This window comes from Mesonia mobilis DSM 19841, from assembly GCF_000423405.1.
Lineage (GTDB): Bacteria > Bacteroidota > Bacteroidia > Flavobacteriales > Flavobacteriaceae > Mesonia > Mesonia mobilis.
Genome location: NZ_AUHX01000007.1, coordinates 176,348 through 190,051, shown reverse-complemented (window position 1 = coordinate 190,051; position 13,704 = coordinate 176,348). Strand labels below are relative to the sequence as shown.

At 36.2% G+C, this 13,704-nt stretch carries 10 protein-coding genes; 9 read left to right on the top strand and 1 reads right to left on the bottom strand.

Features of this window, described 5'->3' with window-relative positions; translation table 11 throughout:
- Nucleotides 1–60 precede the first annotated feature (60 nt).
- From uvrC to G551_RS0107945, 3 genes are read left to right on the top strand one after another with little or no spacing between them, the layout of a single operon-like run.
- Nucleotides 61–1,857 carry an excinuclease ABC subunit UvrC gene (gene uvrC / locus G551_RS0107955; RefSeq protein ID WP_027885072.1) on the top strand — a complete coding sequence of 599 codons (1,797 nt, stop codon included), beginning with the start codon at nucleotides 61–63 and terminating at the stop codon, nucleotides 1,855–1,857.
- Between the two features lies 1 nt (nucleotide 1,858).
- Nucleotides 1,859–4,102, top strand: a complete 2,244-nt coding sequence (locus tag G551_RS0107950; protein WP_027885071.1) for a patatin-like phospholipase family protein — start codon at nucleotides 1,859–1,861, stop codon at nucleotides 4,100–4,102.
- A gap of 36 nt (nucleotides 4,103–4,138) precedes the next feature.
- Nucleotides 4,139–4,480: a ribosomal maturation YjgA family protein gene (locus G551_RS0107945; protein WP_051191328.1), complete on the top strand. Its 342-nt coding sequence runs from the start codon at nucleotides 4,139–4,141 to the stop codon at nucleotides 4,478–4,480.
- Nucleotides 4,481–4,507: 27 nt separating this feature from the next.
- On the opposite strand, the gene G551_RS0107940 is transcribed toward G551_RS0107945, so the two are convergent.
- The gene (locus tag G551_RS0107940; RefSeq protein WP_027885069.1) at nucleotides 4,508–5,521 is read right to left on the bottom strand and encodes an LLM class flavin-dependent oxidoreductase; all 1,014 of its coding nucleotides are present in this window, start codon (nucleotides 5,519–5,521) and stop codon (nucleotides 4,508–4,510) included.
- Nucleotides 5,522–5,743: 222 nt separating this feature from the next.
- Between G551_RS0107940 and G551_RS0107935 the strand changes: the two genes are divergently transcribed.
- The 6 genes from G551_RS0107935 (at nucleotide 5,744) to G551_RS0107905 (ending at nucleotide 13,703) form a co-directional block, all read left to right on the top strand.
- Entirely contained in the window at nucleotides 5,744–6,913 is a 1,170-nt protein-coding gene (locus G551_RS0107935; RefSeq protein WP_027885068.1) for a homogentisate 1,2-dioxygenase, read from the top strand.
- Between the two features lie 6 nt (nucleotides 6,914–6,919).
- Nucleotides 6,920–7,393 (top strand): CCC motif membrane protein, encoded by a 474-nt coding sequence (locus tag G551_RS0107930; RefSeq protein ID WP_027885067.1) that lies wholly within the window; start codon nucleotides 6,920–6,922, stop codon nucleotides 7,391–7,393.
- Between the two features lie 27 nt (nucleotides 7,394–7,420).
- Entirely contained in the window at nucleotides 7,421–8,581 is a 1,161-nt protein-coding gene (gene hppD / locus G551_RS0107925; protein WP_027885066.1) for a 4-hydroxyphenylpyruvate dioxygenase, read from the top strand.
- A gap of 300 nt (nucleotides 8,582–8,881) precedes the next feature.
- Nucleotides 8,882–9,658 carry a DUF3108 domain-containing protein gene (locus tag G551_RS0107915; RefSeq protein WP_027885064.1) on the top strand — a complete coding sequence of 259 codons (777 nt, stop codon included), beginning with the start codon at nucleotides 8,882–8,884 and terminating at the stop codon, nucleotides 9,656–9,658.
- An 80-nt stretch (nucleotides 9,659–9,738) separates the two neighbouring features.
- Nucleotides 9,739–10,998: a peptidoglycan DD-metalloendopeptidase family protein gene (locus G551_RS0107910; RefSeq protein ID WP_027885063.1), complete on the top strand. Its 1,260-nt coding sequence runs from the start codon at nucleotides 9,739–9,741 to the stop codon at nucleotides 10,996–10,998.
- A gap of 149 nt (nucleotides 10,999–11,147) precedes the next feature.
- Nucleotides 11,148–13,703 (top strand): TonB-dependent receptor, encoded by a 2,556-nt coding sequence (locus G551_RS0107905; protein WP_027885062.1) that lies wholly within the window; start codon nucleotides 11,148–11,150, stop codon nucleotides 13,701–13,703.
- Nucleotide 13,704 lies beyond the last annotated feature (1 nt).

Genomic DNA, 13,704 nt, shown 5'->3' with positions numbered 1-13,704 from the left:
TTGTCCGTAGATTTTAAGAAAGATTCTTATTAAAAATTGTAGATATCTTATCTTTGAAGTATGGATACACCTTCTGTAGAAATTCAAATTAAAACCCTGCCCAATAGTCCGGGCGTATACCAGTATTTCGATAAAAACGAAAAGATTTTATACGTAGGAAAAGCGAAAAATCTAAAGAAACGCGTTTCTTCTTACTTTAATAAAAAGCACGACAGTCATCGTATTGGCGTCATGGTGAAAAAGATTAAAACCATAAAGCATATTGTGGTAAATTCTGAAACCGATGCGTTGCTGTTAGAAAACAACCTGATCAAAAAATATCAGCCGCGTTTTAACGTGATGCTGAAAGATGATAAAACTTACCCTTGGATCTGTATTAAAAATGAACGCTTTCCGCGGGTGTTTCCTACCAGAAGAATTGTAAAAGACGGAAGCGAATATTATGGACCTTACACGAGTTTTAAAACCGTAAATACCTTGCTCGATCTTATTAAAGGATTATATAAATTAAGAACTTGTAATTATGATCTTTCTGAAGAAAAAATTCAGGAAGGAAAATATAAAGTCTGTTTAGAATACCATTTAGGAAATTGTAAAGGACCGTGCGAAGGCAATCAATTAGAAGTTGAGTACAGTAAAAATATTGAACACATTCGGCAAATTGTAAAAGGAAATTTTAAAGATTCTTTGCAACAGTTTCGCGAGCAAATGAAAATGCATGCCGAACAAATGGAGTTTGAAGATGCGCAACGTATTAAAGAAAAGATTGAAGTTTTAGAGAAATACCAAAGCAAATCTACTGTAGTAAATCCTAAAATAAACAATGTAGATGTTTTTACCATTACCAGTGACGAAGGTTATGGTTATGTAAATTTTCTTCAGCTTTCTCACGGAAGCATTATTCGTTCCCATACGATTGAGATGAAGAAAAAACTCGACGAGACCGATCGTGAATTACTCGAATTAGGAATTACCGAAATTAGACAGCGTTTCAACTCTACTTCCAAAGAAATATTTGTACCTTTTAAAGTAGAAGTAGGAGAAGACATAAAGGTAACCGTACCGAAACTTGGAGATAAAAAAGCAATTGTAGATTTGTCGTTACGTAATGCTAAATATTTTAGGCAAGAGCGTTTCAAGCAAATGAAAATTGTAGATCCCGATCGTCACGTAAACCGCTTAATGGCGCAAATGAAAAAAGATTTACGCCTTTCGGTAGAACCAAGACATATAGAATGTTTCGATAACTCGAATATTCAAGGGACAAATCCTGTGGCGGCTTGCGTGGTGTTCAAAAACGGAAAACCCAGTAAGAAAGATTATCGTAAATTCAACATTAAAACGGTAGAAGGACCAGACGATTTTGCTTCGATGGAAGAAGTTGTGTTCAGGCGTTACCGAAGGTTATTGGCCGAAGAGCAACCCTTGCCACAGCTTATAATTATTGATGGTGGTAAAGGTCAACTTTCTTCTGCGGTGAAAGCTTTAAATGTGTTAGGTTTACGCGGTAAGATTGCGATCATTGGGATTGCAAAGCGTTTAGAAGAATTGTTTTATCCGGGAGATTCTATTCCGTTATACTTAGATAAACGTTCAGAAACGCTAAAGATCATTCAGCAATTACGAAACGAAGCGCATAGATTCGGGATTACTTTTCATCGTAATAAAAGAAGCAATGCTGCGTTGGGTACAGAGTTGGAAAGCATTCCGGGTATTGGAGAAAAAACCGCTGTTGAATTGCTCAAACATTTTCGATCGGTAAAAAGAATACAAACCGCAGAGAAAAAAGAAATTGTCGAAATAATTGGGAATGCCAAAGGCACGTTGATCTATAATCACTATCACGCTAATGATTAAAATGAAAAAAATATTCGGGCTTATACTAATTTTTTGTTCGTTTGCCGTTTTTGGTCAAACGCAAGAACAGCCTGAAGATTTAAAAGTAGGTTTGGTCTTAAGTGGAGGCGGAGCTAAAGGTTTGGCGCATATTGGTGCGTTAAAAGTAATTGAAGAAGCCGGCGTGCGTATCGATTATATTGGCGGTACAAGTATGGGCGCAATTATTGGTTCGCTTTACGCTTCAGGATATTCTGCTAAGCAGTTAGATTCTATTTTTAAAGCCACAAATTTTAATGCTTTAATTCAGGACGATTTGCCTAGAGGAGTAAAATCCTTCTACGAACGTGAAGATTCTGAGCGTTACGCGGTGACGCTTCCTTTCGATCGGTTTAAAATAGGTTTGCCTTCAGGCTTATCCAAAGGTCAAAATATTTATAATTTATTAGCTTATTTAATGTCGCCGGTAGAAGAGATCGACGATTTTAGTGAATTGCCGATTCCTTTTTTCTGTATAGGTACTAATATTGAAACGGGAGAAGAGGTGTTGCTCGATCGCGGTTCGTTACCACAAGCAGTTTCTGCAAGTGGAGCAATTCCGTCCTTATTTAGTCCGGTGGAAATTAACGGACATTTAATTTCTGATGGCGGGATCACCAACAATTACCCGATAGAAGAATTAAAAAAACGCAATGTCGATTACATTATTGGGGTCGATGTGCAAGATAGTTTAGTGAATCGCGAGAAGCTTCAGTCGGCGTTTGAGATTATTACGCAAGTCAATAATTTTCGAACGATCAAAGACATGAAAAATAAGCGGAGTAAAACCGATTTGTACATTAAACCAGACATCACGGCGTTTACCATTTTGTCTTTTGATGAAGGTGCAGCGATCATTCAGCAAGGAGAAAAAAGAGCGAATGAATTTAAAACAGAGTTACAATTATTGGCCGGCCGTCAGCAGACTTCCGCAGAAACAGTTCACGGCAAGATAAAGTTTTCAGACTCTATTCATATTGCAGATATTCATATTTCAGGGAATAGCAACTACCCAAGAAATTACATTCGCGGAAAGTTAAAAGTAGATACCGATGCTAAAATTTCTCATCACGACTTGGGGCGAGCGATTAATAATTTATCGGCAACTGGAAATTTTGAACGTATCGAATACGAATTGATTCAGAAAGAAGATGCAAGACAAGATCTTAATCTTATTGTTACTGAAAATGATAATAATACCAATTTACGTTTGTCTTTGCATTATGACGAATTGTATCGAAGTGCGGCTTTGCTAAACTTTACTCGAAAGAGTTTGCTGCTTAAAAACGATATTTTGTCGTTAGATTTTATTGCAGGAGATAATTTTCGTTATGACGCGCGCTATTACATCGATAAAGGAAGTTATTGGAGCATTGGTTTAAATTCTAGGTTCGATCAATTCAGCAAAAACGTTCCTTATAGTTTTATTGAAAATAATTTTGATCTAGGCGATTATAATGTGAATCAGGTCGATATCGATTACCAAGATTTTACCAATCAAATCTATGCAGAAACCTTCTTTTTTAAATCTTTCAAACTAGGTTTAGGTGGCGAGCATAAATACACGAATTTAGAGACAGAAACCATTATCGAGAATGATAATAGTCAAGAATATCCGTTTACGATTTTAGAAGAAAGTAATTTATTTAGTGCGTTTGGGTATTTAGAATACGACAAATATGATAATGCCTATTTCCCGTGTAAAGGTTTACGTTTTATGGGAGATTTTCACGCCTATTTGGTAGAGTCAGAGGCAAGTTACGATTTTACACCTTTTTACATTGCGAGAGGTTATTTTGGTTATGCGTTTTCGCCAATCAAAAATTTTTCGTTTCGTTTACAATCAGAAACCGGTTTTCGTATCGGAGAAACAGAAATGAATGCCTTAGACTTTTATCTGGGCGGTTATGGTAATCATTTAGTGAATAATTTAGTGCCGTTTTACGGTTACGATTTCTTGAGTATTTCTGGCGATAGTTATATTAAAAGTTTGGTTGAAGTCGATTTTGAGCCGTTCAATAAAAATCACATTATACTCAGCTATAATTTTGCCAATGTTGAAAACGATCTTTACTCGACCGGTAATTTCTTTTCATCTCCAAATTACACAGGAATGGCGTTGGGTTACGGGATAGAAACCTTTTTAGGTCCAATAGAGTTGAAATATTCTTATTCTCCGGAAAGAGCAGAAAGTGAATGGTTTTTTAATCTAGGTTTTTGGTTTTAAATGCTGAAGTTTCACTACACATATTTCCTGCTTTTTATGGGCTTCTTTTTAGCTGAAGTTGCCATCGAGCGCTATTTTCATGACGGATTTATACGAGGTGTTTTTGGAGATTACCTTATCGTTTTTGTGATCTATTGCTTTATACTTTCTTTTTTGAAGCTGAAAAAATTCTACGTCGCGACCGCAGTTTTACTTTTAGCCTATACTATTGAAATTGCACAATACCTAAATATTTTAGCTTTGCTGAAAGTGAATAAATCGAGATCGACCGATATGCTGGTAGGTTCTTCTTTCGATTGGCGAGATATGGCGGCTTATACCTTAGGTTTTCTCACCATTTTAGGAGTAGAAAAATTACTTCAGAAGAAAAACTCATAAAATTCTCCTTCTGAAGTATACTTTTGTTTATGTAAATTGCGGCTGTAAATTCATCGCTTCCGCAATTAATTGAAACGATTTTAAACGGAGTTGCTTATCGTAACTCATTGTGGTGATCACCAATTCATCTACATCATAAGTTTCAGCGAGCTCTTCTAGCTCTGCTTTTACTTGATCTTGCGTACCAGAAATGATTCGATTACTGTTGGCTTCTAAGCGTTGTTGTTCGTAAGCAGAAAATTCATATTGTTCAACTTCTTTAAAAGGCGGGCGTTTTCCAAAGTTTCCTTTTTCAAATTGTACCAACGTATAATCCATGTACTTTCTCATATTGGCTGCGATTTGCGGAGTTTCGCCACACATCACAAAAGAAGAAAGTAAAACCTTAGGTTCTTGTAAACTTTCTGAAGGCTGAAAATTATCGCGATAAATTTTTACGATCTCCGGCGGGACGTTTCCATTAATAAATTTGGCGATGGCCAGACCAAGACCTTTTTCAGCAGCAATTTTTGCGCTTCCACCGCTTGAGCTTAAAATCCATTGCGCAGGAATGCTTTCAGCTTGCGGTATGGCATAGATTCTTCCGCTTTCGGTAGCAGCAGTATCTCTAAAAAAATGCTGTAAATGATCGATCTGTTTTAAATAATCTTCTTCTTTAAAAGTGTTGGATGGGTTGAGTAACATTGCACTAATTCGATCGCCACCCGGAGCGCGACCCATTCCCATTTCTATTCTTCCAGGAAAAAGTGCTTCGAGCATTCTAAAATTTTCGGCCATTTTAAAAGCACTGTGATTAGGGAGCATAATGCCGCCACTACCAATTTTAATGTGCTTCGTTTCGTCGGCTAATTTTACCATCAATACTTCAGGAGCAGAACCGGCAATAGAAGGGGAGTTGTGATGTTCTGAAACCCAGAAGCGATTGTAACCTAAATCTTCAGCAAGTTTTACTGTTTCAATAGTTTCTAATAAAGCTTCGCGAGCGTTGGCACCGTGCCGAACAATAGATTGATCGAGAATGCCTACTTTTATATCTTTCATAAGTTTTTTTTGAGGTTGAAGATGAAATGTTGAGGTGAAATTTCATCTTGAATTTATTTCATAGGTTTAATCGAAATAAAGCAAGTTTCATTACAAATTTCCGAAGGTATTTATTGAAATCTCTCGTGATTTTAAGTATTCATAAAATTCAGCAACAAGAAATTCAAACGTTTGAGAAAAACAGAAAAAAATTGCGATATTTGTAAAAATCAGAAATGAATTATGCCATTTTATCATAAATTAGGAAAGATACCTCATAAGCGCCATACTATCTTTAAAAAGCCTGATGGTAGCTTATATTACGAGCAGTTGTTCGGGACGATTGGTTTCGACGGAATGTCGTCTAACCTTTATCACGAACATCGACCAACGCAAGTAAAAGATATAAAAGGAAGTTATAATGTTGCGCCTAAAATTGCGGTAGAAAATAATATTAAGTCTTACCGATTCAAAGGTTTTCAGGTGGTGCCGGCGCCCGATTATTTAGAGAGTCGAAAGGCAGTGTTAACCAATCAAGACTGTACGATTATTTTAGCTTCACCACAAAATGCTACGCAAGACTATTTTTATAAAAATGCCGATTGTGATGAGCTTATTTTTATTCATAAAGGTAGTGGTAAGTTAAGAACACACTTAGGGAATTTAGATTTTAAGTACGGAGACTATTTATTAATTCCGCGCGGTACGATTTATAAACTCGATTTTGACGATGAGAATAATCGCTTGTTTATTGTAGAATCGCATCGACCTATTTACACGCCAAAAAGATATCGAAATCATTTTGGTCAGTTACTAGAGCATTCGCCATTTTGTGAGCGCGATCTTCGCCAGCCTTATGAGTTAGAAACCAACGATGAGAAAGGTGATTTTCTCATCAAGATCAAAAAGAATAATGAGATTTTCGATACTGTTTATGCAACGCATCCTTTCGATGTGGTAGGTTACGATGGTTATAATTATCCGTATGCATTTTCAATTCATGATTTTGAACCCATTACCGGAAGAATACATCAGCCGCCACCGGTGCATCAAACTTTTGAAACTGATGCGTTTGTAGTTTGTTCATTCTGTCCGCGTTTGTACGATTATCATCCAGAAAGTATCCCGGCGCCTTACAGTCATAGTAATATCGATAGTGATGAGGTGTTGTATTATGTAGATGGAGATTTTATGAGCAGAAACGATATTGAAGCCGGGCACATTTCATTGCATCCGGCGGGAATACCGCACGGCCCGCATCCGGGAGCTGTAGAACGTAGCATCGGGCAAACAGAAACCGAAGAATTAGCCGTAATGGTCGATACGTTTAGACCTCTAAAAGTTACGGAAGAAGGAATGAAAATAGCCGATGGAACTTATTACCAATCGTGGTTAGATCATAAAGACGAATAGTATTCAATGAATCAAAATAGACTTCCTGCAGATTCGTCTGCAATGACGCTTGGTATTATTGCAGTTGTTATCACCGTAGCCGGTTGCTGTTGCGGTTTATTAGCCTATGTTTCATTAATACTAAGTATTGTAGGATTAATTTCAGCAAATAAAAGTATAAAGCTCTATGAGTTTGAGCCTGAAAATTATTCACCATACAGTTATAACAATGTAAAAAATGCAAAGATCTTAAATATTGTCACCATTGTGGTGAGCGGTCTAATATCATTGTTTTATACAGTCTATTATTTGTTTTATGGCGCACTTTTATCGACGATGCTGTTTGGTTTGTGGGAAAATTATGATGAAATAGAAAAATATAATGACGCTTGGGAAGAAGATTCTATTTATTATGATGAATCTTACGATTATGAAGTTGAAGAATACAACGAAGCAGAAACTTTAGAAGATACGTTAGTGTTAGACTCGCTAGAATTTTAATTAGAAAAACCCTTAAAACTTTGAAATATGAGTAAAGATATAAAGAATGTAGACTACGGTCTAGAAAAAATATTTGAAGGTGCAGAAGATTTTTTGCCCCTTTTAGGAACCGATTTTGTTGAATTTTATGTGGGTAACGCAAAGCAAGCTGCCCATTTTTATAAAACAGCATTTGGTTTTCAGTCGTATGCTTATAAAGGTTTAGAGACCGGAAGCAAAGAAACCGTTTCTTATGTGTTGAAGCAAGACAAGATCAGACTAGTCTTAACTACGCCGTTAAACTCAAAACACGCCATTAACGAGCATATTGTAAAGCATGGTGACGGAGTAAAAGTCGTAGCGCTTTGGGTAGAAGATGCGAAAAGTGCTTGGGAAGAAACCACAGCACGTGGCGCAAAATCGTTTATGGAGCCTACTGTTGAAAAAGACGAACACGGTGAAGTCGTGCGATCTGGAATTTACACTTACGGTGAAACCGTACATATGTTTGTAGAGCGTAAAAACTATAATGGTAAATTTTTACCGGGATTCGTCGAGTGGAATTCAGATTACAATCCTGAGCCGGTTGGTTTAAAATACATCGACCATATGGTTGGTAACGTAGGTTGGGGAGAAATGAATACTTGGGTAAAATGGTACGAAGACGTGATGGGCTTTGTAAATTTCTTGAGTTTCGATGATAAACAAATTCATACCGATTATTCAGCATTAATGAGTAAAGTAATGAGTAATGGTAATGGTAGAATTAAATTCCCGATCAACGAACCTGCTGAAGGAATTAAAAAATCTCAAATCGAAGAATATTTAGATTTTTATGAAGGTCCGGGCGTGCAACATATTGCAGTAGCGACTGACGATATTATTTCTACCGTAGCCGCTTTAAGAGCTCGCGGGATTGAGTTTTTATCTACTCCGCCAGAAACCTATTATCAAGCCGTACCAAAAAGATTGGCAGAACACGATCACGAATTAAGAGAAGATATAGAAAAATTAAAGAGCCTTGGGATCATGATCGATGCCGATGAAGAAGGTTACTTATTGCAAATATTTACCAAACCTGTAGAAGACAGACCAACACTTTTCTTCGAGATTATTCAGCGAATGGGCGCTAGAGGCTTTGGAGCAGGTAACTTTAAAGCACTATTTGAGGCTATAGAAAGAGAGCAAGGCTTGCGAGGAACACTATAATTTTGAAAAAAAATTAAAGAATCGTCAACTAAAATTAAGAATTTGTAATTATTCGCATTGAGAATAGTTAAATGTAAAATTTAGGTTGCGCAGTACGTATTACTGTAATACTTTTGCGCAGCATTTTTGGAGTGGTTACCAAGAATGCTTTGAGAAAGATTTTTTTCATAAATTTAAGTTTTAGTTGGTTAATAAGGACAAGCTCTATCAATTTTCTTGATGGGGCTTTTTCTTTTTGATACCTTTGGAATAGTATTTGAAATTGAAAACGTAAAATACACAATAACTTAACTTTACGATATGAAAAAAATAGTTGGTCTTATACTTTTAGCAGTGCTGGTTAATCATTCAGTTAACGCGCAGGGCGATTCTTATCGTGACGGGGAGTGGTTCAAATTTAGAATTCACTATGGTTGGTTCAATGCCAGTTATGCCACGTTAGAAGTGAAAGAAGAAAACTATAATCATAAAGATGTTTTTCATGTGGTAGGTAAAGGAGAATCTACCGGTTTGCTCGATATGTTTTTTGAAGTTGACGATACTTACGAAACCTATATCGATAAAAGCAACGACTTGCCGCTAAAGTTTATTAGAGATATTAATGAAGGCGGCCATACTAAAAACAGAATTATTTACTTCGATCAAGATACTCACCAAGCCAAGGTAAAAGATTTAAAACACAATAAAGAAGACACATTTACAACAAAACCAAATGTGCAAGATATGCTTTCAGTGTTTTATTTTCTTCGGAATAAAATCGATACCGAAAATCTAACTAAAGGAGACGAGATATTTGTAGATCTTTTTTTTGATGATGAAAACTATAAATTCAAAACAGTTTTTTTAGGAAGAGAAGTGCTAAAAACCAAATTTGGTAAAGTAAATGCATTAAAATTTAGACCCTACGTGCAAGCCGATCGAATTTTTAAAGAAGAAGAAAGTCTTACATTTTGGGTAAGTGACGATAAAAATAAAATTCCGCTGAAGATAAAAGCAAATCTGGCGGTAGGTTCTTTAGAAGCAGATCTAGAAGCATTTAAAGGTTTAAATCATTCGTTTAAGATCATCATGAAATAACTTGTAATAATTTCAAAAAATTATAGTTGTATAGGTGTATTGCTTTAAATAATTTTGCCCATCCCAAAAATAAAACCCTTTTGAAGAATATATATTTAGTTGCAGCCTTAGTAGTTTCAGTTTTTTTATGGTCTTGCGGAAAAGATAAAAAAGAGAGTAAAGCTCCAAAAGAAGAAGTGAAAATTAAAAAAACACCTCCGCAAATCAAAGAATACGGTTTTCTATTAAACGATTATGAAGTCGTTAGAGATACCATTAGATTAGGCGATAGCTTCGGTGGGATTATGGATGCTAACGGAGTAACCCGAGGCGAGGTTTTTAGAATTTCAGAAAAAGTAAAAGACACGTTTAATCCTGCCAGAATTGTAGCCGGTAAACCTTATACAATTTTAAAAAGCAAAGATACTTCAGCAACTGTAAAAGCTTTTATTTACGAGAACGACCGGATTAACTATACCGTTGTCGATTTAGCCGATTCTATTCGAGCTTATCGAGCAAAAAAACCGGTGACCATTAAAAGAAAAGTAGCTTCAGGAGTAATTACTTCTTCACTTTCTGGAGCGATGGATAATGAAGGTTTAAGTATTCTTTTAGCCGATAAAATTGCCGATATCTACCGTTGGAAAATAGATTTCTTTAAAATTCAGAAAGGAGATCAATTCAAATTAATTTATAACGAAAAATACATTAACGATACGGTTTATGCTGGAGTAGAAAATATTGAAGCCGCCGTACTAACGCATTATAAAAACCCATATTACGCATTCGAATTTGGAAAAGATAGCGTAAGTGGCTTTGCTAAATATTACGATGAAGAAGCAAATTCACTGCAAAGTTTCTTTTTAAAAGCGCCATTAAAGTTTTCTAGAATATCTTCACGATATACCAAAAGAAGATTTCATCCTGTTCAAAAACGTTGGAAAGCCCATAAAGGTACAGATTATGCTGCCCCAACAGGAACTCCGATTTGGTCAACCGCCGACGGAGTAGTGATCAAGTCGAGTTATACGCGTGGTAATGGTAATTATGTGAAAGTGAGACATAATGATAAGTATACAACCCAATACCTGCATATGTCGAAGCGAAACGCAAAAGTTGGTCAACGCGTAAAACAAGGCGATGTAATTGGTTATGTAGGAAGTACCGGCTTAGCAACAGGACCTCATGTGTGTTATCGTTTTTGGGTGCACGGTAGACAGGTAGACCCTTATAAGCAAAACCTTCCAAGTTCAGAACCTTTAAAAGAAGAGCTAAAACCTGATTATTTTCTTCACATTGAAGACTTGAGAAAACAGCTAGAAGAAATTCCGTTTAAAAAACTTCCTCCTAAAATTTTATAGTTCATTTTCATGTTTTTTGTTCGTATTGATATGTACGCATAACAATTATTTAATATTGTAATTGTTACTGTTAATAACGAGTTAAAACGCAATTAGCGGCTTATTGCTTCTTTTGCATTGCAAACAAAAATTTAAACACAAACTGCAAAATGAAAAAATTGTTTACGATGATGTTGCTATTAGCAACTAGTGTAATTTTTGCTCAAGGTACTATTAAAGGGACAGTTACAGATCCCGATACTGGTACTCCGTTGCCGGGAGCAAACGTAATGGTAGCCGGGACTTCAAATGGTACGACTACAGATTTTGATGGTATGTTTACCTTAAAAATCGAAGAAGAAAATTTACAAGGAGAAGTAGTGATTACTTATGTAGGTTTTGTTCAACAACGTATTCCTTACGATATGCAAGATGGTGAAACTTTAGATCTTGGTATGGTAAGTTTAAAAGCAGATGAAAATGCTTTAGGAGAAATTGTGATTACAAGCTACTCTTTGGCAATTGATCGAGAAACGCCTGTGGCGGTTTCAACTGTTAAAGCAGAGCAAATTGAAACAAAATTAGGAAGTCAAGAATTTCCGGAAATTTTAAAATCAACACCAGGAGTTTATGCGACTAGAGCTGGAGGTGGTTTTGGTGATGCAGATTTGAGAATTCGAGGTTTTCAGTCTGAAAACGTTGCGGTTCTTATTAACGGTGTTCCTGTGAATGATATGGAAAACGGAGCTGTTTACTGGAGTAACTGGGCTGGTCTTGCCGATGTAACTAGAACAATGCAGGTGCAAAGAGGTTTAGGTGCTGCTAAAGTTGCTGTTCCTTCTGTAGGAGGTACGGTAAACGTGGTTACCAAGAGTACCGATGCTGAAGAAGGAGGAAACTTTTTCGCTACAGTTGGTAACGATGGCTATACTAAATACGGAGCTACTTACTCTACAGGTTTAATGGATAACGGTTTTGCGGCTTCAGTTTCTGCAGCAAGAACAACCGGAGATGGTTGGGTAGATGGTACTGAGTTTCAGGCGGTATCTTACTTTGTAAATCTTGCTAAAAAATTCAATGAAAATCACGAATTGTCTTTTACTGCTTTTGGAGCGAAACAAAGACACGGTCAACGTCAAAACAGACATTTAATTTCTACCTATAGAGAAAGCGAAAGAGATAGAAAATATAATTCAGATTGGGGTTATAAAAATGGAGAGGTTGTGCATATTGAAGATAACTTTTACCATAAACCACAAATCTCTTTAAACCATTATTGGACGATTGATGATCAGTCTTTCTTGTCGACGGCAGTATACGCTTCTTTCGGTACCGGAGGAGGAGGAGGTACTCGTGGTGAAAGTAAATTCACTAATCCAGAATATAGATTAGGGCCACTAGGACCAGTAGATGTAGATCGTATCGTTGATGAAAATATTGCAAATGGCGCAGGAGGTTCAGAATCTATTTTAAGAGCTTCAAGAAACGATCACAATTGGTATGGTGTACTTTCTACTTACAGTAATAAATTGAATGATAATTTCGAGCTTTTAGCTGGTTTAGATCTAAGAGATTATACAGGAAAGCACTTTTATGAAGTGACAGACCTATTGGGAGGTGAGTATTTTGCAGACGATTCAGATGTAAATAATCCTAATAAAGCTTTGCAAGTAGGTGATAAATTTAACTACTATAACGACGGTAAAGTAAGATGGGCAGGTTTATTTACTCAGTTAGAATATTCAGAAGATGATTTGGCTGCATTTATCTCTTTAGCAGGATCTAACACTTCTTATAAAAGAATTGATTATTTTCAATATTTAGATAGTGATCCTCAGCAAGAAACCGATTGGTATAACTTTGCCGGTTTTGTGGTAAAAGGTGGAGCAAACTACAATTTATCAGATCATCATAATGTATTCGCTAACTTAGGTTATTTTGAGAAAGCACCAGGTTTCGATGCAGTTTTTCCTAACTACAATAATGAAGAGATTAATGATGACGCAGAAAACCAAAAAATCTTAAGTTTCGAATTAGGTTATGGTTTCCGTAGTTCTAGATTTAGAGCAAATGTAAATGCTTATAGAACTACATGGAGAGATAGAACAGAAACAAGATCATTTCAGTTAAGTGAAGATGAAACAGGATTTGCAAACATCTTAGGAGTAAATGCGGTTCACCAAGGAGTTGAGGTAGATTTCGTATTTGATGCAACAGATAAATTAAGAATTACAGGTATGGCTTCTATCGGTGATTACAGATGGGAAGAAAACATTGAAAATGTAGAAATTAGAGCAGAAGATCAATCTTTAGTAACTACTGTAGATTTATTTATTGAAGACGTTCCTGTAGGTGATGCAGCACAAACAACTGCAGCTTTAGGGTTAGCTTACGATCTATTAGATAAAACTACTTTTTATTTAGATTATAATTATTTTGATAGATATTTCGCAGATTTCGATCCTAGTGATGGTGGTTATCCAAATACTCCAGGTAGTGCAACTCGCCCTTGGGAAGCGCCTTCTTACGGAGTGTTAGATGCTTCAATTAAGCACGGATTTAAATTTGGAAATTTCGACGCAACTTTATACGGTAGAATGAACAATGTATTTGATACAGAATATATTTCAGATGCAATAGACGGGGCAGACTCAAATGCGCAAACAGCTTTAGTTTGGTATGGAGTAGGAAGAACCTTTACAGTAGGGGCAAAACTTAAATTTTAAA